Source organism: Blastomonas fulva (genome assembly GCF_003431825.1).
Lineage (GTDB): Bacteria > Pseudomonadota > Alphaproteobacteria > Sphingomonadales > Sphingomonadaceae > Blastomonas > Blastomonas fulva.
This window is the reverse complement of sequence record NZ_CP020083.1, coordinates 2,745,673-2,767,273: the sequence shown is the minus strand read 5'-3', so window position 1 is coordinate 2,767,273 and position 21,601 is coordinate 2,745,673. Positions and strand designations below refer to the sequence as shown.

Below are 21,601 nucleotides of genomic sequence, written 5' to 3'. Positions count from 1 at the left end.
GATTGAACATGGCCGATGAACCGCACCTTTTGACCCGTGAGGACGATGGCGTCCTGATCGTATCGCTGAACCGGCCCGAAAAGCTCAATGCCCTTTCGGGAGAAACGATGCAGCTGTTCGAGGCTGCACTGCTGCACTTTCGGGACACTGACGCACTGCGGGTCATGCTGATCCGGGCCAACGGGCGGTATTTCTGTGCCGGAGCCGATATGCGCAGCGGTAGCGGCGGAGCGACCAAGCGCACCGCGACTGGTATCCGCGAAAACCACCGGACCGGCCTGCACGGCATGCACCGCATTTATGACGAGATGGAGCATATCGAAAAGCCGATCGTCGCGGCCATCCATTCGGCGTGCGTTGGCGGCGGGCTTGAGATGGCGCTGTCCTGCGATTTCAGGCTGGCCGCCAAAGGGGCTTCGTTCTCCTTCCCCGAAGGCTTGTTCGGGGTGCTGCCCGCGAGCAACGGAGTCAGCCGGCTGACCCGGACCTGCGGCCCACACTGGGCCCGCTGGTTGATCATGGGCAACCAGAAAGCCGATGCCGACAAGGCGCACATCATGGGGCTTGTGCACGACGTGCTGCCCGATGACGGCTTCGACGATGCAGCGCTGGCGTTCTGTCATCATCTTAAGAAGAGCGACGCGGAGCAGATGGGGGCGGCCAAGATCGCGATCGACATGGCTGCTGAGGTCGGTCGCGATACTGCCCGCCATGTCGAACGCATGGCCAACAGCGCACTGATGCTCAACCCGGCCTACCAGGCCCGGATCGAGCAGTATATCAAGGGCATCGGATCCAAGGAATAACGATCAGGCGGTAGTGGCCAATCGCATATCGGTGATCGCCACTTCGAACAGTCGCGAGACTGCGTCCAGATAATGCTTCACGTCTGGGGCAAACTGGCCCTCCATCGCATCGCCGAAATGACGGTCAGTCGCGATGTTCACGGCGCGCTCGAAACCCATATAGAGCACTGTCGCCATGCCCACGGCGGAAGACCCGCGCTGGGCCGGGTCGTACCCCATCTGCACCACCAGCATGTCGATCACGGGGCGGGCGGCGTTGATGCGTTGACTGGTCATCAACCGGTCCTTGCGATCGGCCATGGTGTTGCGCAGATGCAGAATACCTGAATTGCGCTGCCAGAATGCATAGAAGCCGTGGACGAATTGCTGAACGTCGTCGGCCAGAGAATCCTGGCCCCAAGGCGTCCGCAGGAGGCACAGATAGCTGGTCTCTGCTTCGGCCATCACAGGATCGAGCATGGCTTGCAACAGTTCGCTCAGATCTGCGAAATAGACATAGAGCGAGGCCATGCGCAAATTGGCTCGCCGCGCCACCTCGCTCAGCGTCAGCACCGTGCCGTCATCCGCATCGACGATTTCGCGGGCGGCGGCGATAATGCGGTCGCGGGTGTCACGCCCTTTGCGCCCCAGGCGCTGGCCATTGAGGTTATGGCTTACATCGCTGGCCGCAGGGCGCTTCTTGCCGACATTCGTTGACTGCCCTGCTTCCATCCGCTGCCTTCAAACCACCTATTTTCGCCAGGCTATCAGCTTGGTTTCGAGGTACTCCTCGATCCCTTCCAAGCCCCATTCACGGCCGATGCCGCTAGACTTGTATCCGCCAAAAGGCAAGTCCCCTGCGATGCACATGCCCCCGTTGACGCTGACGGATCCTGTCCGGACACGCCTCGCCACCGCCATCGCACGATCGAGGCTGCCCGAGGCGACGCCGCCGGAAAGACCGTAGCTCGACTCATTGGCAATTCGGACGGCATCGTCGTCATCCTGGAACGGGATCACCACCAGCACCGGACCGAAGATCTCTTCTTGCGCAATTCTCATGCTGTTGTCGACATCGACAAAGCACGTCGGTTCGATGAAGAATCCGCCCCCCTTGTCGGGCCGCGCCTTGCCGCCAGCCAGCAATGTTGCCCCTTCCTCCTCGCCCAGCGCGATATAGGAGAGCACGCGTTCCATCTGCCGCCTGGAGATGACCGGCCCCATGATCTGCCCGGGGTTGTCGAAGTCTCCCCAATTGTCACCGAAATTGGCATAGGCCGCCTTCAGGATCGCCTTGGCCTCTTCATAGCGGCTTTGCGGAACCAGCAGGCGCGAATGCACCGCGCAGCCCTGCCCTGCATGGAACACCAGCATGGTCGTTGCGACATCCATCGCGAAGTTTTCCGAATCCTCCAGCACGATCTTGGCCGATTTGCCGCCCAGCTCCAGAAACACACGCTTCAGGGTCGCTGCGCCCTGCTCCATGATGCGCTTGCCCACACCGGTCGATCCGGTGAAACTGATCAGGTCCACCCTGGGGTCCTTGACCAGCATTTCGCCTGCCAGCGCTGCATCTTCTCCGAACACAACATTGATCACGCCCGGCGGGAAACCCGCTTGCGCTGCCAGTTCGCCAAAGATCGCACCCATGCCTGGCGTGTTCGGAGCAGGCTTAAGGATGACAGTGCATCCCGCAAGAAGCGCCGCGACGACCTTGCCGACATTGACGTAAAGCGGCACGTTCCATGGGGTGATCGCACCGACAACACCGACCGGCTCGTACACCGCGATCCGCTCGTGCATCATTCCGTATCCGCTGCGTTCCCCATAGCTCTTTTGCCACTGCACCTGCGGGAAGACGGCGAGGTAATCCTTCCATCCGTCCATCGCCATGTCGACATGCGCGCGACCGACCGCGCCCATGGCGGCCCCAGCCTCATGTCTGGCCAGATCGGACAGGCGATCGCGATTGGCATCGAACAGGTCATAAAGCTTCTGGACTAACGAAACGCGCAGATCGACATTGGTCGGCCAGTCGGTGTCGTCGAACGCGCGCCGGGCGGCGGCAATCGCGTCCTCGATATCCTGCACGGACGCATCCGCGGCCCTGCCCACTGGGGCGCCCGTCCACGGTCCGATGATGTCGAACGTACGGCCGCCTTTGGCATCGCGGAGCTGCCCACCAATGAAAAGTCGGGCATCGGGAAGAGATGTCATGCGTTGATTTCCTTGCTGGACGGGTCGGTTTCAGCCCTTGCGCGTGCCGCGCAGTGCCACGGACTGCATGTGAAGATCAGCAGGCGCATCAAGAATGGCGCGAAACACGCTGGCTGCAGAATTATAGTGCGAGATCGGCCGTTCACGCAGGTTGATGCCGACCTTGGCGTTCTCCACTGCAAAGCGCATCGACACCTCGGCCGGCCAGTTGCTGCCGGTCTTAGTCTCGTCCATCATCATTCCAGCCTGGACATTCGTTACGCGTACGCCGTCTGACTCCAGCTCGCGCGCCCAACTGTCGGACATATATTCCAGCGCGCTTTTGGTCGCAGCGTACAACCACAGCATTGGCATCTTGAGCGGGCCGGACTCGCTGGTCACGTTGATCAGATGCCCGCCGCCGCGCAGCAGCGGCAGCGCCTCTCGCGCGCAATAGATAGGGCCTGCCAGGTTTATGTTGATCTGCGATGCGATCTGCGCGTCGGTCACCTCGGCCAGGGTGAACGGCTCATAGACAGCCGCGTTGTTGATCAGCACATCGATGCGCGGATATCGCTGCCCAATCGCCTTGAAGGCATCACGGACGGACTGCGGATCAGCGACATCGCATTCCAGCGCCAAATGGCCCTCGCCGATTTCATCGGCAACCGCCTCGACCTTGGAAAAGGTGCGGCCCAGCAGAATGACGGTATCGCCATCCTTTGCAAATCGCCGTGACAGCGCGCGTCCCAGCCCGTCGCCTGCACCTGTGATGACGATGATCTTGCCCATGACACTCTCCTTGCAACATCCCTATCGCGGCGACGCGCAAAGAGCGAGACGGGGGCAAACGCAATCGCACAAGCGATGCAACCTAAGCCCCGGTAATTCGGAAATCGGCGGGATACACGGAGAGATCACCTGCATAGGCGATGCCGCCATCCCATTGCTGCGCGCCGCTGATACGTTTGAAGAAGTGGACCGTACGGGCAAAGCTTCCCGCCTTTGACCGCGGCTCCATCGCCTCGCCGCTGGGGCTAACCCCCCGAGCGCGCGCGCTGAAATCCTTTACCGAAAACAGCAGGTCATCGGTCTGGTGCGCGCACATGACGATCTCGCTTCCGGGGCAGAAGCGTTTTGGTTCGATCTGGATAGGCGAAAGCCGCCCGCGCTTCATCGCGACAAACCCGGGTACACGGCAGACCTCCGGGATATGCACGTTGTCGTACCAGTCGTGGTATTCCGCCTCCATTCCGGCGACGAAATTGGCCGGAATGATAAACATGCCCGAGAACGGCTTGTCCACATTGTGGTTGGGCCCCGAGTACCAGTCGCGGTACATGGCATAGCTAAAGATGCGCTCTGACTCGTTGGCGTCATCGATCAGGCCAGAATCGCGCACCTCGGCGAGCAGGGGGCCAAGCGCGGGCAGATCGATTTCCGGCGCGGGATAATCGAACTCGTACACGCTCATGAATCGCCAGGGCTGGGCGATGTCGGGCATCACCTGTTCGGGTGTCACCTCATACCGGTCCGCGGATCGAAAGCCGCGCAGACGCGACAGATCGCGCGCATGCTCACCATCGAACCACGCTTGGTAGTCGGCCTCCCTGCCGGCCGTCACGTTGTAGAGATGCGTGGTTGTGTAAATGCTCATCGAACCATGTCCTAATGTCGGACAGACCGGTTGCCCAAGGCGACAACACAGTCAGCCATTGGTCATTTCCATGTTGATCCGCGTCAGTCTGCTCTCGGCAATCCGCCACCCGTCTGCTGTGCGAACATAGCGTTCGTGATAATGGCCAAAGCCCAGAAGCTTGCGCCCGTTTGGCCAGATGTTGCGATCCTGCATCGACCAGATGCCCGTGGCGGTATCGCCGTCGATCGCGATCTCGGGTGCGTGGATATGGTGAGTCGTGATCGTGTCTTCGCTGATCGAAGAGCGGACATAGGCGACGAGAGCATCACGCCCGGCAACCGTCAACCCACCCGACGGAGAGGTGTCGAGCACCGCGCCGTCGGCGAACACCTCGGCATAGCCCTGCCAGTCCTTGGTATCGAGACACCGGCAGTACCGCGCCTTCAGGTTGCAGATATCAAGCCAATCGGAAAACGCAGGACTGGTCATATCCTGAATCCTCTCAACTGATGCCCGCCGTCACACAGCAGCACCTGGTTGTTGATGAAGCTGCCTTCATCCGAGGCGAGAAAGATGCCCAGATTGGCGATATCGTCGGCCGTGCCCTGCCGTTTGACCGCCTGCATGGACCGCAATCTCTCCCAGTTGGCATCTTCCACGCCGTCCTTGGCCGCCGGTGTCTCCATCAGCCCCGGCGCGATTCCGACGCAGCGGATCTCGTCTGCCGCAAACTGGCTGGCCATCGCATGGGTGAAGACGTTGAGAGCCGCCTTTGTGATGCCATAAGCCGTCTGGGGCTGATAGCTCGCCATCGATGACTTGTTGATGATCAGGCCCTTTGCCCGCGCCAGCGCCGGACGCAGCGCCTCGGCCAGCAGCAGCGGGCCGATCGTGTTGACGGCAAAGAAATGCTGCCATTTGGCCTGACCGAGCCCGAAGAAACCGCGCGCGATTTCTCCCATGTGCATTCCGGCGTTGTTGATCAGGACGTCCAGCCGGTCATGCGCCGCCAGAACGGCTTGCCCCAGCGCCTGGATCTGCGCCTCGTCACTCATGTCGCACAGATGATGTTCAGCGGTTCCGCCTACCGCCTCGACCATCGCTGCGGTCTCCACCATGCCATCGGCATTGATGTCGGCCAGGATCAGATGTGCTCCCTGTGCACCGAACTTGAGCGCATAGGCCCGGCCCAGGCCCGCTGCGGCGCCTGTGACCAATACGGTTTTGCCTGCAAATCTGTCGGTCATGCCAACCTCTCAAAACGAAGGCGGCAAATCTTCCACCCATTTTCGGTTCTCCGGAACTCGTCCGCGTAGCGCCCGATCACCGTGTCGATCTGTCCGCTGCCCGACCGTTTCATCTGGCTCATCACTGTCCAGTCGCCGGTCGCATGATCGCCATCGATCGCGATCAAGGGCGTGTGCACCATGTGCAGCATCCAGTCAGAGCTTCCGGCAACGACCGTGGTCATGAAGCCTGTGAGCTCTTCAAACCCTTCGAATACCCGGAACCCGTAATCGCCGACCACATCTTCGGTGAAGACCTGGCGGAAGCCAGACAGCGCCGCAGCAGGATCGACAGGTGTCAGGTCCGATGCCGCGCAATAGCGCGCCTTCACGTTGGAAATCTCCAAGGCGTCGTTCATGCGACGAGTGCCTCCAGCCTCTCTGCCGCCAGCTTACGCAGGTCGGCGGTCTTGATCTTGTTGGTGCCGGTTGTGGCGAGGTCTTCCTCGGCGAAGAACAGCACCGCGCGCGGCACCTTGAAGCTGGCGAGCTTTTCCTTTGCAAACGCCTTTACGGCATCTGCATCAAGGTTGGTGTTCTCATGTGGCACAATGCAGCTGACCACCAGCTCGCCCAGGGTATCGTGCGGCACACCCACGGTCTGGCTGATCTTGACCTGCGCCATGGTGCGCAGCAGTGTATCGACCTCCACCGGGGATACGTTCGCACCGCCGGTCTTGATGATGTCGTTGAGCCGTCCGTGCCAGAACATACGTCCCGCGCCGTCGACATGGCCGCCATCGCCTGTCCGCAGAAAGCCATCGGCGTCCAGCGTGTCGGTCAGCGGTATGCCGATATAGCCCAGCATCAATGTTGGCCCCTTGACGCAGATCTCGCCGCGCTGGCCCTGTGGCACGATATCGCCGGTCAATGGATCGACGATCTTCACCGTGACGCCGTGGCACGGAACCCCGACGCTTCCTGCCGTCACCTCATCGGGGGTGTTGGCGGGATAGGCGGTGAACAGCGTGAAGGTTTCGGTATTGCCAAACGCGGCATATGGCTCGCGCCAGGTAGACTGGATCGTCGGATGCTGCGCGATCGGCGAGTTGAAGTCGATATAGCTAAGCGATGACAGGTCTGCGTCTGCCCAATTGGGTGCAGCGATGATCTGCTCCCACTGATGCGGCCAGGCATTGAGGAAGGTCGCCCTCTCGCGCTCCATCAGGCGCAGCGCCTCTTGCGCATCGAACGTGGACTGCAGGATCAATGCGCCGCCGCTGGTCAGCGCGCCGCCCAGTGCCATGCTGAAATTGCCCGACCAGAAAAGCCCGTTCGCCGACCACATCCGCAAGTCGCCGGGCCTTGCCTGATACCATTTCGGCCAACGCCACAGCTGCAACGTGACCCCGCGATGCGCCGAAAGCACGCCTTTGGGCAACGCTGTGGACCCGGAGGAAAAGAACAACACCCCGGGGTCCGCCGGGCGATTCGTGCTGGCACGGGCATCGACCTGGGCCTGTTCTACGCCACGCCCGCGCGCCAGAAATGCAGTCCAGCCCTCGATCGCACCGTCCGCCTCGCCCAGAGCCGCGACATGGCTGAGGAACGGATACCGCAGCGAAGTGATCTCGCCTGCCCGCCCCTGCGCAATCGCAGGATCAAGATCGGACAGGATGGCGCTGAAGTCCTTCTTGAGGATCTGCCGTTCCATCAACAGCACCGACACTCCCGATGCCGCAAGCAGATGGTCCAATTCGGCAGGGGTGGAAAAGGTGCTGAGCGTGGTCGCGACGCCGCCGGCCAGCGCGGTGCCGAAAGTCGCTGCGAGGAACTCGGGCCGGTTGGTCATCAGTATGCCGACGCGGGTGCCCTTGCCCACCCCGCAGGCGACCAACGCTTTGGCGACCTCGTTTGCTTGATCCCACAGCTGGGCATAGCTCCAGCTGATCCGCTCGCCTTGGCCGAGGCCGCCATCATGATAGACCAGCGCTTCGCGCTCACCCCAGATTTCACACACCGAACGGAACCAGCCGGACAGTGTCAGCTCACCAAGCCCTGATTCTTCGGCGAGCGGCGGGCCGTGGAGGATGGACGGCGTTACGCTGGTCATCGGATCAGCGGTTCACATTGACGACGATGCGCCCGCGCACCTTGCCGGCCAGAAGGTCGGAGGCGGCAGCGATGGCCTCGCCCAACCCGATTTCCACCGCGATGACATCGAGCAGAGCAGGGTCAAGATCACGGGCGAGACGATCCCACGCCGCCATGCGCGAAGCCTTGGGCGCCATGACACTGTCGACGCCCAGCAAGCGGACACCGCGCAGGATGAAGGGCATGACGGTGCCGGGGAAATCCGCACCCTGCGCAAGGCCGCAGGCTGCCACCGCGCCTCCATAGCGGGTCGCGGCGCAAGCATTGGCCAGCGTGTGGCTGCCGACGGAATCGACCACACCGCCCCAGCGTTCCTTGGACAGCGGACGGCCCTTTTCGGAAAGCTCGGCGCGATCGATGATCGAATCGGCACCCAGCTGCTTGAGATAATCAACTTCGGATGCCTTGCCGGTGGATCCGGCCACGGTATAGCCCGCCTTCTTGAGCAGCGCGACGGCTACGCTGCCGACGCCGCCGGTGGCTCCGGTGACCAGCACCTCGCCCTGATCGGGAGTGACGCCCGCCCTGACCAGCGCCTCTACGCACAGAGCCGCGGTGTATCCGGCAGTGCCGATCGCCATCGCCTGCTTTTCGGTAAAAGCCGATGGCAGCGGCACCAGCCATTCGCCCTTCAGCCGCGCAACCTGCGCTAGTCCGCCGGTGTGACCTTCTCCCACGCCCCAGCCGTTGAGCACGACCTTGTCCCCCGCCTTCCAGTCACCATGCGCTGATTCGCGCACCGTGCCGGCAAGATCGATCCCCGGAACCATCGGGAACTTGCGCACCACCGGGGACGCTCCGGTGATGGCCAGGCCATCCTTGTAGTTGAGGGTCGAATAAGCAACGTCGATGGTGACATCGCCATCATGCAGCAGCGTTTCGTCGATCTGCTTGAGCGACACACTCTGCAGATCGTCAGTCTTTTCGATCAGAATGGCATTAAACATTGGAAATTCTTTCCTGAAATTCAGCGGATGACCCGCAAGCGGGGCGGTGGAGGCGGCGATGCGCCTTGGAGTTGCGCTGCGACATTGGGCAGCTTTTCGGCTTTGAGCGTTCCGTACATGCACAGGCGGACGACTTCCTGTGCGAAGCGGTGGGCGAGCGCCTTGCGCTCATCGTCGCTCTGCGAATGCGACCGTGCCCAGACGGGCCACAGAAAGTTTGCCGCCAGCGTGATGACTGAAAACACCTCGACATCGATATTCGGCTTCGCAAGGTCGGTATCCGCAAACCGGCCGATGGAGCCTGCATATTCGCGCCAGAAAGGATCTTCGGCGGGGTCGGGAGCAGACAAAACCTGAAGCAACCAGATGCGGCCAAGTTCAGGGTTCTCCATCGCAAAATTCGCCAGACGCTCAGGTACCGCCACCATGTCGACATGCTCGACATCGCGCTCGCCGATCGCTTCAGGATCGCCGAAGACTTCGCGGAAGATGGTGTCGGACACCGATTTCAGGGTCGCGGTTATGAGGTTCTCACGCGTGGCGAAATGCTGGTAGGCGGTCCCGCGGTTTACCCCGGCGAGTTGCGCAACCTTGGAGAGGCTCAGCCCTTCAGGCCCATCCTTGGCAAGAATGGTGCGGGCTGCCGCCAGGATCGTTTCGCGCGTCGCTTCCGGATTGCGCGTGCGACGCCTTCGTGTCTCGGTCATGCCATCCCCTTCACCTGTGCACAGGCCCTGCATGCCCCCGCGACCGGCATAGCGCAACCGCTTGGGGTCAACCTATCGCCCGCGCGAATAGATGGGGCCTAAATGAGCATATCTACCCATGATCGTCATGGCGACGGGGTCAGGATCTGCGTCCCCCGCAAGCTGGTTGACCCAGTCGGCATCGACCAGAATGCAGTCTGCAACGGCTCCGACTGCAAGATTGCCTTGCGCCGTCATCAACTGCAATGCAGACCACGGGCCGATCGCTTCTTCAGCCCCGAGCAATGCACCCGAAGGGCATTGGCGATTTGCCGCCGCACGGATCGACACCCAGGGGTTGACGGGGCCATAGGGCGCATCGCTACCGATCAGCACCGGAATGCCGCTGGCCTGCAACGAAGCCATCCGTTGCAGGCCGGGGAGGTCACCGGCGTCCATCTCCGCCAGATACCTGTCACCGCGGCGGGCGATAAACCCCGGATTGGCGACAACGATCAGACCAAGCCGGGCGATGTCCTGCATAAGCGCCTGCGGGATCATGCTGCCATGCTCGATGCGATCACCGGGCCTGACCCCGCCTGCCATGTCGAGCACGGCCAGATACACCAGCAGCTCCGCCTCGGTGACGCAATGCGCGGCAACGTTGCGGCCTAGCCTGCGCGCTGCTTCGATGCGGGCAGCGATGCTGGCCGGATCGGGAAGATCGCGTTCATCGTAAAGCAGCTTCACCGGTCCGGTCAGATAGGGCTCACTGTCCGGCAGGTCTTCGCGCCCCATCATCGTCAGGCGCTGCAGCAGGTCCCCATCGCGGCAGGCTGCGCCCAGCAGCGCAGCCTCTTTGGGCCCGTTGTTCGCGCCTGCATCGGTAACGGCGGTGACGCCCAGGCGGGCAAGCTCGCGCGACAATGCGGAAAGCGAGGGCGGCCGTGATCCGATGCGCTCCTGCAGCCAGGCATCACCGCGCCAGATGCGCCCGGTGGGGACTCCCGAGGGATCGGTCTCCACCGCATCGGGCCAGGGCCCATCGCCAAGCTGTGCAAGCCCTGCGCTGTTGAGCATCCACAGCGCCCCCGTCCGGTCCTGAATGCGCACGGGGCGATCGGCTATCCAGCCATCGATCTGCCCGCGATCGGGGATGCCGGAGGCCCGTTCGTCACAACCGATGGCGCGCACCCATTCACCCGGCCCTGCCTGCGCCGCCTTGGCCCGCAGCGCGGCGGCGATGGCATCGGGGTGCGTGCACTGTGTCAGATCGACGGATTGCAGCCGCGCCGCTGTGGCGAACAGGTGGATATGATGATCATGCAAGCCGGGGAGCAGCAGCTTTCCATCGCAATCGATGTCGTTATCGCACCGGCCCAGACCCGATGACATGGCCGAGAACCTGCCATCCCGGATGCCGAAATCGACACCGGCGCCGTGATTGAGCCTGACCCCGCGAAGGACAATATCGAACCGATCGGTCATCGCAAACCCGCCCGCCTGGCAAAGTCAGCGGCGCTAGATGCCAGCGCAACATCAATCAGCCCGGCACGCGCTTCGACGATGGCACGCAATGCCAGATGCGCCGCGCGCAGACCTGTCAGCGGGTCGGCCAGCGCATCCCCCAGGAAACTGGGTGCTCCATCCACCCGGCTGATCAGGCCTCCTGCAGCTGCGGTATCGTCTCCAAAACCTACTCGCATCGCGTTGTCCCCCATAAAGCCATGGGCGGTAATCGCGACCCAGATGAGCTGCGGGTGTCGATCGAAAACCGCATCCGGGGTCAGCCCCAGTCGCGCCAGCGCGTGCGGACGTGCGCTGGTGATCAGCACATCGCATCGATCCAGCGCCGCCCCCACCGCAGAGCTGGCCAGGGTCATCGAGACATGGCTTTTGCGGCCATTCAACCGCTGGTGATGGACCGGCGTCGCGACTGCGGTGGGGTCAGGGCGCGCCGGATCTTGAACCTTCGTCACCTCCAGCCCTGCATCCGCGAGCAATGCACCGCACAGCGGCCCTGCCCATAATGCGGACAAGTCCAGCACCTTTAGCGCTCTTTCCGGACGGGTGGCTGGATGCAGTTCGCTTGCCTGCGCGAGCGGGGCCTCTCCTACGACCGACACGGGCATGCCCAGCAAGATAGAGCGTTCCAGCAAGTCCGCGGTGGCCCGTTCCTTGACCAAGCCGATGACTGCGTCCCATGGCGCGTCGGCGTCATCACATTCGAGCCATGCCGCCACGGATGCCAGATCGTCCTGCCGCGCCAGGTTGACGGCCATCCACCCATCGCGAGCTTGAACTAGCCTGCAATGCCGGTTGGGTGACCACAGGCCAGGTGGCTGCAATGCAATGTCACGCTGCAGAAGCATCTCGGGATCTATGGAAACATGCCTTCCCATGTCGCGGGAAAGCGCGGCAATGCGGCGGGCGTCGTCTGCTATTGCATCGAGCAAGAGTGGCGCGGTCATCGGGCTATCTCGTGGACAAGGCCCCAGGCCAGCGCCTGTTCTGCACGGATACGCCTGCCGGAGAGAACCATCCAGGCGGTGCGGTGCCGACCGATTGCGCGCGCGATGCTGGCCGTTCCGCCTGCGCCGGGGATCAACCCCATCCGAAGCTCGGGCAACTGGAACCACGCGTCGGGGCCTGCGATGCGGCGACCGGCGGCAGCGGGAATCTCGATTCCGGAGCCAACACATGCCCCCTGCAGGTACACCTGCCCCCTGCCCCCCAAGCTGTGAAGCAGGCGCGCGCAACTGCGCAGGGTGCGCACGATATGCGCCTGCGAAAGGTCGGTAGCGCTGCCGAACTCACCCAGAGCGCCACCGGTGGAGAAACACCGCCCGTTCGCCCTGAGCCTCAGCTCAGGACCGGTGGGATCATCAAGGATGTTGGCTAGCGCGCCATGCAGCGCATCGCGCATGCCCGCCGTCATGGCATTTTGGGAACCGGGATTGTTCAACGTGACGGTGACAAGGTCTTCGTCCCGCTCGACCAGTACCTCGCTATCGTCGCTGCCCGGGAGCGGCAACGGGCCACGGGCGATGCGCCAGCGCTGGAATTCTGCGCCGCCCAGTAGCGTAGAATAGGCAAGCGACTCCACATCGAGCGCATGGCTAAACGGGATAGTTTCTGAAATCCTGAGCACCCGGCACAGGATGGTCGCTGCGGCAGGCCAATGGTGCGCCGCTTGTGCAAGGTCGCGCAGATGGCTTTCAAGACGCGCATGCTCGATGCTGACCCATGGTGCCGGGGCCTGCTTGGCCGTGGTCACCAGAATGTCGAACTGGCCCGGGTCAACAGGAGGCAGCCGACCTTCCGCATCGATCCCGATGCACACCGCCTGGACCGCTGGTTCGGGCAGATTCCAACCCGGCAAATCGGCGATGATGACGGGCGTGTCACCCAGCGCGGAAAATCGGTCTGCGGTCAGGAAATCGATATCGCCCGGTTGCGGTGCCTTCGCCATGACGGCAAGCCTACCCAGCTCAGCTTTCGCTGGCCAGTTCCGTCTTCAGCACCCGCCGCAGTAACTTGCCAGTTTCATTATAGGGAAGCGCATCGCGGAAGAACCAGCTTTCAGGCGTTTTGGTGGACCGAAGGCGGCTTTTGACATGATGCGCCAGCGCCTCCACGTCACCCGGAGCGCCATGCGTGACAATGACAGCGGCAACCTTTTCGCCCCATTGCACGCATGGCAGGCCTAGCACTGCAACGTCTGCGACATCGGCGTGGGCGCGCAGGACGTCCTCAATCTCACCGGGGGAAATGTTTTCGCCGCCCCGCACGATCACGTCGTCCAACCGGCCATCGACAAACAGATAGCCTTCATCATCCAGCCAGCCCGCATCGTTGGTGGCGAACCAGCCATCGTCGGCAATGGCCTTTTTATGGAGATACTCGCCCGAGACCTGATCACCGCGGACGTGGATTTCGCCGGGTTCGCCGGCATTGCACACGCTGCCGTCCTCGCGGCGGATCTGGAGCTCTATGCTCGGCAGCGGCTTGCCGACCGATCCCAGGCGGCGGCGAACCACCGGATCGGAACTGGCAATGGCTGTGCGGTGATCGGCCGCGCCCAGCAGCGCAATGGTCGAACTGGTTTCGGTGAGCCCATAGGCGTTGACGAAATCGACATGCGGCAAGGCCTCCAGCGCTCGCGCGATCACCGGCTCGGGCATGCGGCCGCCGCCATAGGACAGGGCCCGCAAAGCAGGCAGGGTCACGCCGGATTGGTCAAGCACATCAAGGATACGATCGAGCATCGTGGGCACTACCATTGCGTGGGTGATCCGCTCCCGCGCAGCTATCTCTACCCAGGCCTCAGCCGTGAAGGCTGGCAGATAAACGATCCTTCGCCCGCCATAAGCCGATGTCAGGACAGCCGATATCCCGGCGATGTGATAGGGCGGCACGCTGACCAGTGCTGCTTCGTCTTCCCCCGCGCCCAGGAACTCGACTGTCGACATGACATAGGAGGTGAGGTTTGCATGGCGCAGCATGGCAGCCTTGGGTTCGCCGGTGGTACCGCTGGTGAACAGAAGAACAGCAACATCGTTTTCGGCATCTTCGGTCGGTTCACCCGCTGGCGGGGACGGCTGCAGAAAGCGTGCCTCGAATTCGCTGCGGGGGCACAGCTGCGCCCCGTCCACCCCCTCAATGCGGGCCAGCATGTCGTCATCGACGATGACGACCGAGGGAGCGGTGCGCGCGATCAGCTTGCGCACTTCAGAATCTGATAGGCGGTAGTTCACCGGCACGAACGGCTTGCCCGCCATACCGCTGGCAAACATGAGAACCGGCAGAGCGGCCCCGTTCAGGCCGACGAAGACGGCATTGTCAGCCCCCGTACCACCCAGCCAGGTCGCTGCAGCCCTGGCGTTGCCGCGCATCGCGGCAAAGTCGAGGCCATCGTCGAGATCGCCCAGGGCCTTGCGCTCTGGAGCGACATCGGCGGTTAGTTCAAGAAGAAGTGGAATCTGCACAGGGCTTCGGCCTAGTCGGACGCAGGAAGGGGTTTGGCGTCCTTGATCTGCAAGGGTCGCCCGTCGAATGCCAGCGAGCCCTTGCCGGCCTTGGCTCCAAGAACCTCGATCCCGCTTTCGGCATCGGTGTAGCGCTTGCCGATCAGCACGCCGCCGGCATGGTCCGGGTGAATACTCCCGCTCGGCGCGGCCGCATCGGTGAGTTCGAGCACCGCGCTACCTCCGCACTGCAGCACACCTGATGCCCGCGGTGGCCTCACCACAACCATCTGTGCATCGCACACGGCGCTTTTCCAGCGCGATCCTGGTTTGATATCCATGCTGATCGGAACTCCTGCGAATGTTCCATTCTCATGCGGGCAGGCATCTTGGCAATCAAGCGCTGGGAGCCTGAAGGCCGTCATTATCGCCCGTGCGGACATACTGCGGCCCGCCAAGCGTCGCCAATAGCGCGGGTGCGATATGACACCCGGCCCGGGCGATGGATCGCCGCCGGGGCTTTCTTCTATGGCGCGACGGATTACGGAAAAGGCTCACACACAGATACGCCGCTGAGAGGGGATCTTGATGACCACACCGAAACTGGATTGCTCGGATCTCGACAACTACATGGGCAAGCCGATGCAGCCCGCGCGCATGATCGATCCCTTTGCCAACAACGACATCCGCCGCTGGGTGCAGGCCATGCATTATCCAAACCGGCTGCATTATGACGCCATGTTCGCGATGCAGAGCCGCCATGGCGGTCTGATCGCGCCGCAGAGCTTCCCCGTCACCATGGACGATGGCCATGGCTCGGCCCCAAGCTGCATCGGGCTGATCCCCAACTCGCACATGCTGTTCGGCGGCGATGAATGGTGGTTCTACGGCCCGGTCGTACGCGCAGGAGACCGGATCTGGAACGAGCGGGTGCCGTTCGATTACGCGATCAAGGAAACCAAGTTTGCCGGCCCCACCTGCTTCCAGCGCGGGGACAATTTCTATTACAACCAGCACGGAGATCTGGTCGCCAAGCAGCGCTCGACCTCGATCCGCTATTCGCAGGAGGCAGGCGAGGCCAGCCAGTCCGGAACCACCGAAGGATATGATGATCCGGTGTGGACCGATGATGAGCTGGAAGCCCTTGAAGCGCGCAAATACACCTGGATCAAGATGCTGCACGATCTGGGCCACTCGCCGCGCTACTGGGATGATGTCGAAGCAGGAACCGCGCTGCCCGAGCGCGTGTTCGGCCCGCACTCGATTGTCAGCTTCACCACCGAATGGCGCAGCTACACCTTCACCCAATGGGGATCGATGCACCGCCGGACTGATCTCGACATGGCGATGCTGGGTTTTGTCGGCCCCATGGCAGGCCCCGAGCAGGACCCGACCGAAGAGGCCAACAACCCAGAAAACACCGATGGTGCGTACATCGGCCCGTCGCGCGGACACCTTTTCCCGCGCTGGGCACGCTATATCGGCATGCCGCGCGGCTATGGCTATGGTGCATCGATGGGGGCATGGATCACCGACTATCTGGCCGGATGGGCCAGCGAATGGGGCATGGTGCGCCACTCGGTCGCCAACTATCGCAGCCCCGCACTGACCGGCGACATCACCATCATGACCGGCAACATCCTTGACAAATATGTCGATGCCGATGGCCGCCACATGATCGCAGTAGACTGCAGGATGGAAAATCAACTGGGCGGCGTGCTGGCGACGGCCAAGGCCGAAATCGAACTCATGAAGAAACCGGGATAACGATGACCATGACAACGACCGTGACCGCACTGGATACCGGGACCCTGCTGGCCGCAGCATCAACACAGGCTGGCCTGTCCGACTTTGGCGACCCCAGCTTCCGCGAAGGTCTCGATGTTCTGGTCAAGGCATTGAACGACGAAGCCAGGCTGACCGAAGCTGCATCAGGGCGCGTTGCGGCCAGCATTGTCGCCACGCTGGTCAACCGCCTGCAGGTTGAGGACCATCTGGCCCGGCACCCCCAACTGCTGGATGCGCCGATCGTCAAGCCTACATTCGTCTTCGGCCTGCCGCGCACCGGCACGACGCTTGCGATCAACCTCCTGGCGGCGGATCCGGCACGGCGCAGCTTCATGCGGTGGGAGGCGTTTGCAAGCGCGCCGCCGGCAGCAAAGGGCGAGCTGCGCAGCGACCCCCGCTATCATGCCGAACAGGCCAAGCTCGACATGTCGCTGAAGTACGTGCCTCACATTTCGGCGATGCATCATGAAGATGCCGATTCATCGTGCGAATGCCAGTTTGCGATGTCGCCGACCTTCTGCTCGCAGGTGTATGACTCTCAATACGACGTCCCGAGCTATCACGCGTGGTTCATGAAGACCGATTACCGCCCCGCGTTCCGTTATCACAAGCGGCTGATGCAGCTGCTTCAACAGGACAACAAGGGCCACTGGACCTTCAAGAACCCTTGGCATCCGCTGTATCTCGATGCGCTGACCGAGATCTATCCCGATGCACAACTGGTCATGACCCACCGAGATCCTGCAGATGTCGTCGCGTCGGCATGCTCGCTCGTTTACGCAGTTCGCAAGCTGTACAGCGAAGATGTTGACCCGATTGCGGTTGCAGAGGTGTCGCTCGAGACTTTTGGCGCCATGATCGATCGCACGCTCGCCTATGAAGCGAAGCACGGAGCGGGGTCGATCCATCACATCCAGTACAAGGAACTGACCGCCGACCCCATTGGCGAGATGCACAAACTTTATACACATTTCGGCGATGCGCTGACCGATGATGCAACCGCCGCGATGCAGAACATGCTGGACAGCAACCCGCAGGGCAAACACGGCAAACATGCCTACGCGCTAGAGGACTATGGTCTTACCCGCGACAAGGTTTACAGCCATTTTGCCGATTACATCGAACGGTTCGCCATTCCCGTAAAGGGCTAGCCCTCGTCCAGCCTGTCTGATGCTGTTCGGGCCGCGGCGGACAGGTGTTCACCTATGGTCTGAACGCCGGCGCGCTCAACCGCGCTGGCCAGGCCCACCGCGACCAGAGCGTGGCTCAGACTGCCCCTGCCATTGGTGACCGGAGCGGCGATCACGGTGACACCGGCGATGTAATGGCCGCGATCGAGTGCATACCCCTGGCGTTTCGTCTCGGCGACCTGCTCGCACCAGTCGGCATAAGTTGGCGGATTGTCCCAGCGCAGCTTGTGGAAGCGGCGTTCCAGTTCGCCTGACGGGTAGCCACCAAAGGCCGCGATGCACCGCCCCGTTGCGCTGATCAGCGCGGGAAAACGGCTGCCGACATGCGCGGACAACTGAAAATTCGCGCTGCCCTGCGATGTCGCAACAACCACCATGTGCTGCAATCCGACGACCTGAACCGCAAGCATCGTGACATTATAGTCGCGCGACAGCCGATCGAGCGCTGGCTGAATCACATCGGCAAACCGGTTTCGGCGCAACCATCCGCGCGCCAGGGTCAGCACGCCGGCATCCAAAGTGTAGCGTTTGGTGTCGGGATCGAAAGCCACCAGCTCCTCCTCCGTCAGCGCGCGCAGCACGTACAGGCAGGTTGACGGCACGAGACCCAACGCCCGGGCGATAGTGTTCACACCCAGCGGCGTGTCACTTTTGCCCAGAAGCCGCAGAATTGCGGCCGCGCGGGCGATGGCGGGGGCTTTGCTGTCAGTCATTCGATATATTGAATAGCATTCATTATTTACAACTGCAAGGCGCTTGTGGGACAGCGTCCGCATGATCCGACTCACTGACCTTTCAAGCTATGCCGACGCCCAGCAGCATGCATCGATGGATGCCCTTTGGGCGCTGTTCGATGGCGACCGCACGAAACTGAATATCGCTCACGAGTGCATCACCCGCCATGCGGACGGGAGCGGACGTGCAGCAGTACGGATCGCCCACTCCGACGGCACTGATGAAATCCTCAGCTTCGATCAGATCCATGCCGGTGCGGCACGCTTCGCGCACTGGCTGGACAGCGAGGGTATAAAGCCTGGCGAGCGGATCGCCTTCATGTTGGAGCCGTCGCTCGCCTTTTACGTCTGCCTCTTTGGCGCGATGCAGACCGGCGCGATATCCGTCCCCATGTTCACACTGTTCGGCCCGGATGCGCTGCGCCTGCGCGTGGGCGACTGTACCCCGGCGATGCTGGTCACCAATGCCGAAAAGGCCGATATGGCACGCAGCATCGTTAACGAGGATGGCAAACCCGCCGTGATCGTTGCCGATGACACGTTCCTCGCGTCGATCGCTCATTTCCCAGCAACATATACACCTCGAACACGCGCGGACGATCTTGCCGTTTTCCAGTACACCAGTGGCACCACGCGCGAATTGCCCGAAGCGGTGAAGCATACTCACAAGGCGCTGGTGACACTCATGTTCGCGGCGCTCTATGGGACCGGCATCCGCCCAGGAGACGAATTCTTCTGCCCTTCGTCACCCGCATGGGGCCATGGACTTTGGCATGGCACGCTCGCGCCGCTGGGGCTGGGCGTGACGACCGGAACCTTTGCAGGCCGATTTGATCCCGTCCGGCTGATGCAGGCGCTCGACGATTTTGGCATAACCAACATGAGCGCCGCCGCGACCCATTATCGCATGATGAAGAACACGGGCAAAGGCGACGACTACACCTTCCATTTCCAAAAGCTGAGCTACACCGGCGAGCCGATCGATCCGGCTACGCTCGACTGGATCGACAGCCATTTCAAGACCCCCGCATGTTCGATGTACGGCACCACCGAGATCGGCGTGGTGCTGGTCAACTATCCCGGTGCACAGGATTTTCACGTCAAGCCGGGCTCGCTGGGCAAGGCAATTCCTGGCCAGCGGCTGGAGGTCCAACGCCCTGATGGCAGCATGTCGGCGCCCCGAGAAATCGGAGAGCTGATGCTCTGGCGCCGCGGCCAATGGGAAACGACCAAGGATCGCGCAAAGATCGACGCCGATGGGTATTTCTACCACTGCGGACGTGCTGATGATGTCATCATCTCGGCTGGCTGGACGATGTCTGCCGTAGAGATCGAAAACACCATGCTGAAGCACGACAACGTGCTGGAATGTGCGGTGATCGGCGCACCCGATGAAAAGCGCGGACAGGTGGTGAAGGCCTTTGTCATCGCCAATGTCGCAGGCAGCGACGCCCTGACCAGGGAACTGCAGGATTTTACGCGGAAGAAACTGGCCCAGCACGAATTTCCACGCATCGTGGAGTTTGTCAGCGAGCTGCCCAAAACACCCGCTGGAAAGGTCAACCGCAAGGTCCTGCGCGACCGCGAGGCAGCCAGGCTTGCAGATGAAACACCGGAGCAGACGCTGTGAACGCCAAACTTGCACTCAGTACCCTGCTGGCGATGTCCGCGGCAGCCCCCGTTCTGGCCAGCGCCCCGGATGACACCGCGACCGGTCGCCACATCGTCCGTACCGTGCCCCTGCCCGAAGATGTCACGATCGACAGCGCAACCTATACCCCATCGGGCAAGCTGCTGCTCGCGATCATGACCAGCGGCGCAGAGAATCCGCGCGACATCACGCTTGCCACGATCAACGATGATGGCACGGGCATGCGCGTCTTCTTCAAGCAGAAAATTCCCGAGCGGGCCAAGGACAACGGGCTGCGCTACATGGTTTTCGCCGACAACCGGCGGATCTTTACCGGTGATTTCATCATCGAATGCCGCCGGAGCCTCGAACGCTGCCGGAATCCTGAAATCCTTCCCGTAACATTCCCGCCGGAAGTTGCCGCCGGCCCGAACATCGCGCACCGATGGTCTGAAATTGTCGTTGCACCCGACAACCGCACGATTTCCTGGACGACCTTGCTGTCGAATTACGCGGCGGTTGTGATGACCGGCGAACTGGTGAAAACGGGCAAAGGCTATGTGATTTCCAAACCGCAAATCATCAGCACGCTCGAGCCTTTCAAGCCGGACCCGCAGCATCCAGATGGCGTGATCCCCGAACCGCTCCGCGGCGGGGAGGTCAAGCAATTCGTCAACGGAGGGGCCGCGTTGTCGTTCGCCGGTGGCCTCAATCGCGTTCTGGCCAATTCGACCATCCAGGATCTTGCGACCGGTGCCGTAAAGCCCGTCACCGACACGCCAAGCTACACTGAAACGACGATCTTTTCGCCCGACGAAAAGCTGGGCATCACCATGTCGACGCGCTTCTCGCCTGCAACCGATCTGGCGATACTGGGTCTGGTACCGCGCCCGCATCCGGCAACGCTCAACATGGGCCTGAACATGTTCGCCTACACGCACAGCGTCACCGGTGTTCGCAAGGCGCGCGAGGGCAATGTCGGTCCCGCGCTGATCGATATCAAGACATCGATGACGCAGCCGGGCTATCAGGGCACCAATCTGAATACGAGCCCTGACTGGGTATTTTATTCGCCCATGTCCTGGCATCCCGGCAGCAAACGCGCCTCTTGGGTGGAGGGCTTGAGAGGACGCACCGCCAAGCGCATCCAGATCGTCGAGTTGCCCGATTACCGCGCCGGCCCTGCCGTGCCGGCCAAGGCAACGCCAAGCGATCTGCCTTATGCATCGTCGGACATGTCGGTGATACCGGCTCTCGTCGGCCGCTCGCAGGAGATTGATGTCAAAGTATTCGGAAGATCGTCCGGTCACATCACCTTCCGACGCACAGCGGCAAGGATCGAAAAGACCTATGTCGACTACAGCGACGACGGCCGCAATGTCTGGAGCGGCAGCGAAACCACGGACGTCAATCCGCGCGGAAATTCGACCTATTCCGCCAAGCTCACCCTGACCGGCGAGACAGCGGGCGCAATGGACCTGACCGTGACATTCGGGCCGCTGGGTGGCGACCATCCCGCAGGGCTGATCTTCGAACCCGACGCCGCCGGCAATCCGCAGACGCGCGGCTTTGCGGAATACCAGGGGCAGCGCCTGACGGTTGCCGGGCTCGTGCCCTAGCGCAGGAGCCTGCCCCCTCAACGATTACACAACAGCCATG

General features: G+C 62.1%; 21 protein-coding genes. 5 read left to right on the top strand and 16 right to left on the bottom strand.

What is annotated here, in order from left to right; translation table 11 throughout:
• The first annotated feature begins 8 nt into the window (after positions 1-8).
• Positions 9-806, top strand: a complete 798-nt coding sequence (locus B5J99_RS13150) for an enoyl-CoA hydratase/isomerase family protein (RefSeq protein ID WP_069049851.1) — start codon at positions 9-11, stop codon at positions 804-806.
• Between the two features lie 3 nt (positions 807-809).
• Here B5J99_RS13150 and B5J99_RS13145 read toward each other — a convergent pair whose 3' ends face one another.
• The 15 genes from B5J99_RS13145 to B5J99_RS13075 all read right to left on the bottom strand — a co-directional run bounded on the left by B5J99_RS13145 (position 810) and on the right by B5J99_RS13075 (position 14,941).
• The gene (locus B5J99_RS13145) at positions 810-1,517 is read right to left on the bottom strand and encodes a TetR/AcrR family transcriptional regulator (RefSeq protein ID WP_069049850.1); all 708 of its coding nucleotides are present in this window, start codon (positions 1,515-1,517) and stop codon (positions 810-812) included.
• 18 nt (positions 1,518-1,535) lie between these two features.
• Positions 1,536-3,002 (bottom strand): aldehyde dehydrogenase family protein, encoded by a 1,467-nt coding sequence (locus B5J99_RS13140; protein ID WP_069049849.1) that lies wholly within the window; start codon positions 3,000-3,002, stop codon positions 1,536-1,538.
• A gap of 30 nt (positions 3,003-3,032) precedes the next feature.
• The gene (locus B5J99_RS13135; RefSeq protein WP_117352633.1) at positions 3,033-3,773 is read right to left on the bottom strand and encodes an SDR family oxidoreductase; all 741 of its coding nucleotides are present in this window, start codon (positions 3,771-3,773) and stop codon (positions 3,033-3,035) included.
• 82 nt (positions 3,774-3,855) lie between these two features.
• Positions 3,856-4,638, bottom strand: coding sequence for a hypothetical protein (locus B5J99_RS13130; protein WP_117352632.1), 783 nt, complete (start codon positions 4,636-4,638; stop codon positions 3,856-3,858).
• A gap of 51 nt (positions 4,639-4,689) precedes the next feature.
• Positions 4,690-5,109 (bottom strand): nuclear transport factor 2 family protein, encoded by a 420-nt coding sequence (locus tag B5J99_RS13125; protein ID WP_117352631.1) that lies wholly within the window; start codon positions 5,107-5,109, stop codon positions 4,690-4,692.
• Positions 5,106-5,867 carry an SDR family NAD(P)-dependent oxidoreductase gene (locus B5J99_RS13120; protein ID WP_069049845.1) on the bottom strand — a complete coding sequence of 254 codons (762 nt, stop codon included), beginning with the start codon at positions 5,865-5,867 and terminating at the stop codon, positions 5,106-5,108. The genes B5J99_RS13125 and B5J99_RS13120 overlap by 4 nt, the downstream gene beginning before the upstream one ends.
• On the bottom strand, positions 5,864-6,265 hold the full coding sequence (locus tag B5J99_RS13115) for a nuclear transport factor 2 family protein (protein WP_117352630.1): 402 nt from the start codon (positions 6,263-6,265) through the stop codon (positions 5,864-5,866). Before B5J99_RS13115 ends, B5J99_RS13120 begins: the two co-directional genes overlap by 4 nt.
• Positions 6,262-7,959, bottom strand: a complete 1,698-nt coding sequence (locus B5J99_RS13110) for a class I adenylate-forming enzyme family protein (protein ID WP_117352629.1) — start codon at positions 7,957-7,959, stop codon at positions 6,262-6,264. The genes B5J99_RS13115 and B5J99_RS13110 overlap by 4 nt, the downstream gene beginning before the upstream one ends.
• 4 nt (positions 7,960-7,963) lie before the next feature.
• Positions 7,964-8,947 carry an acrylyl-CoA reductase (NADPH) gene (gene acuI, locus B5J99_RS13105; RefSeq protein ID WP_069049842.1) on the bottom strand — a complete coding sequence of 328 codons (984 nt, stop codon included), beginning with the start codon at positions 8,945-8,947 and terminating at the stop codon, positions 7,964-7,966.
• Positions 8,948-8,967: 20 nt separating this feature from the next.
• Positions 8,968-9,654, bottom strand: a complete 687-nt coding sequence (locus B5J99_RS13100) for a TetR/AcrR family transcriptional regulator (RefSeq protein ID WP_069049841.1) — start codon at positions 9,652-9,654, stop codon at positions 8,968-8,970.
• Positions 9,655-9,726: 72 nt separating this feature from the next.
• On the bottom strand, positions 9,727-11,121 hold the full coding sequence (locus B5J99_RS13095; protein WP_117352628.1) for an amidohydrolase family protein: 1,395 nt from the start codon (positions 11,119-11,121) through the stop codon (positions 9,727-9,729).
• Positions 11,118-12,104: a CoA transferase gene (locus B5J99_RS13090; protein WP_117352627.1), complete on the bottom strand. Its 987-nt coding sequence runs from the start codon at positions 12,102-12,104 to the stop codon at positions 11,118-11,120. The genes B5J99_RS13095 and B5J99_RS13090 overlap by 4 nt, the downstream gene beginning before the upstream one ends.
• Positions 12,101-13,105, bottom strand: a complete 1,005-nt coding sequence (locus B5J99_RS13085) for an enoyl-CoA hydratase/isomerase family protein (RefSeq protein ID WP_117352626.1) — start codon at positions 13,103-13,105, stop codon at positions 12,101-12,103. The genes B5J99_RS13090 and B5J99_RS13085 overlap by 4 nt, the downstream gene beginning before the upstream one ends.
• A 19-nt stretch (positions 13,106-13,124) precedes the next feature.
• Positions 13,125-14,621: a class I adenylate-forming enzyme family protein gene (locus tag B5J99_RS13080; protein ID WP_117352625.1), complete on the bottom strand. Its 1,497-nt coding sequence runs from the start codon at positions 14,619-14,621 to the stop codon at positions 13,125-13,127.
• A gap of 11 nt (positions 14,622-14,632) precedes the next feature.
• A complete protein-coding gene (locus tag B5J99_RS13075) occupies positions 14,633-14,941 on the bottom strand; it encodes a hypothetical protein (protein WP_171900173.1) in 309 nt (102 codons plus the stop codon).
• A gap of 247 nt (positions 14,942-15,188) precedes the next feature.
• Between B5J99_RS13075 and B5J99_RS13070 the strand changes: the two genes are divergently transcribed.
• Both B5J99_RS13070 and B5J99_RS13065 read left to right on the top strand, forming a co-directional pair.
• Positions 15,189-16,367: an FAS1-like dehydratase domain-containing protein gene (locus B5J99_RS13070; protein WP_069049837.1), complete on the top strand. Its 1,179-nt coding sequence runs from the start codon at positions 15,189-15,191 to the stop codon at positions 16,365-16,367.
• 2 nt (positions 16,368-16,369) lie between these two features.
• Positions 16,370-17,539 (top strand): sulfotransferase family protein, encoded by a 1,170-nt coding sequence (locus B5J99_RS13065; protein WP_245991621.1) that lies wholly within the window; start codon positions 16,370-16,372, stop codon positions 17,537-17,539.
• On the opposite strand, the gene B5J99_RS13060 is transcribed toward B5J99_RS13065, so the two are convergent.
• Positions 17,536-18,291 carry an IclR family transcriptional regulator gene (locus B5J99_RS13060; protein ID WP_117352624.1) on the bottom strand — a complete coding sequence of 252 codons (756 nt, stop codon included), beginning with the start codon at positions 18,289-18,291 and terminating at the stop codon, positions 17,536-17,538. The genes B5J99_RS13065 and B5J99_RS13060 overlap by 4 nt on opposite strands.
• Before the next feature lie 61 nt (positions 18,292-18,352).
• Here B5J99_RS13060 and B5J99_RS13055 point away from each other — a divergent pair, with 61 nt between their 5' ends.
• Complete coding sequence (locus B5J99_RS13055; protein WP_117352623.1) at positions 18,353-19,942, top strand: acetate--CoA ligase; 1,590 nt, start codon at positions 18,353-18,355, stop codon at positions 19,940-19,942.
• Positions 19,939-21,561 (top strand): hypothetical protein, encoded by a 1,623-nt coding sequence (locus B5J99_RS13050; RefSeq protein WP_117352622.1) that lies wholly within the window; start codon positions 19,939-19,941, stop codon positions 21,559-21,561. Before B5J99_RS13055 ends, B5J99_RS13050 begins: the two co-directional genes overlap by 4 nt.
• The last annotated feature ends 40 nt before the right edge of the window (positions 21,562-21,601 follow it).

Excerpts from the sequence above, each read along its gene's own strand:
- B5J99_RS13150 (WP_069049851.1), top strand. The coding sequence starts at position 9 with ATGGCCGATGAACCGCACCTTTTGACCCGTGAGGACGATGGCGTCCTG.
- B5J99_RS13145 (WP_069049850.1), bottom strand. The coding sequence starts at position 1,517 with ATGGAAGCAGGGCAGTCAACGAATGTCGGCAAGAAGCGCCCTGCGGCC.
- B5J99_RS13140 (WP_069049849.1), bottom strand. The coding sequence starts at position 3,002 with ATGACATCTCTTCCCGATGCCCGACTTTTCATTGGTGGGCAGCTCCGC.
- B5J99_RS13135 (WP_117352633.1), bottom strand. The coding sequence starts at position 3,773 with ATGGGCAAGATCATCGTCATCACAGGTGCAGGCGACGGGCTGGGACGC.
- B5J99_RS13130 (WP_117352632.1), bottom strand. The coding sequence starts at position 4,638 with ATGAGCATTTACACAACCACGCATCTCTACAACGTGACGGCCGGCAGG.
- B5J99_RS13125 (WP_117352631.1), bottom strand. The coding sequence starts at position 5,109 with ATGACCAGTCCTGCGTTTTCCGATTGGCTTGATATCTGCAACCTGAAG.
- B5J99_RS13120 (WP_069049845.1), bottom strand. The coding sequence starts at position 5,867 with ATGACCGACAGATTTGCAGGCAAAACCGTATTGGTCACAGGCGCCGCA.
- B5J99_RS13115 (WP_117352630.1), bottom strand. The coding sequence starts at position 6,265 with ATGAACGACGCCTTGGAGATTTCCAACGTGAAGGCGCGCTATTGCGCG.
- B5J99_RS13110 (WP_117352629.1), bottom strand. The coding sequence starts at position 7,959 with ATGACCAGCGTAACGCCGTCCATCCTCCACGGCCCGCCGCTCGCCGAA.
- acuI (WP_069049842.1), bottom strand. The coding sequence starts at position 8,947 with ATGTTTAATGCCATTCTGATCGAAAAGACTGACGATCTGCAGAGTGTG.
- B5J99_RS13100 (WP_069049841.1), bottom strand. The coding sequence starts at position 9,654 with ATGACCGAGACACGAAGGCGTCGCACGCGCAATCCGGAAGCGACGCGC.
- B5J99_RS13095 (WP_117352628.1), bottom strand. The coding sequence starts at position 11,121 with ATGACCGATCGGTTCGATATTGTCCTTCGCGGGGTCAGGCTCAATCAC.
- B5J99_RS13090 (WP_117352627.1), bottom strand. The coding sequence starts at position 12,104 with ATGACCGCGCCACTCTTGCTCGATGCAATAGCAGACGACGCCCGCCGC.
- B5J99_RS13085 (WP_117352626.1), bottom strand. The coding sequence starts at position 13,105 with ATGGCGAAGGCACCGCAACCGGGCGATATCGATTTCCTGACCGCAGAC.
- B5J99_RS13075 (WP_171900173.1), bottom strand. The coding sequence starts at position 14,941 with ATGGATATCAAACCAGGATCGCGCTGGAAAAGCGCCGTGTGCGATGCA.
- B5J99_RS13070 (WP_069049837.1), top strand. The coding sequence starts at position 15,189 with ATGACCACACCGAAACTGGATTGCTCGGATCTCGACAACTACATGGGC.
- B5J99_RS13065 (WP_245991621.1), top strand. The coding sequence starts at position 16,370 with ATGACCATGACAACGACCGTGACCGCACTGGATACCGGGACCCTGCTG.
- B5J99_RS13060 (WP_117352624.1), bottom strand. The coding sequence starts at position 18,291 with ATGACTGACAGCAAAGCCCCCGCCATCGCCCGCGCGGCCGCAATTCTG.
- B5J99_RS13055 (WP_117352623.1), top strand. The coding sequence starts at position 18,353 with ATGATCCGACTCACTGACCTTTCAAGCTATGCCGACGCCCAGCAGCAT.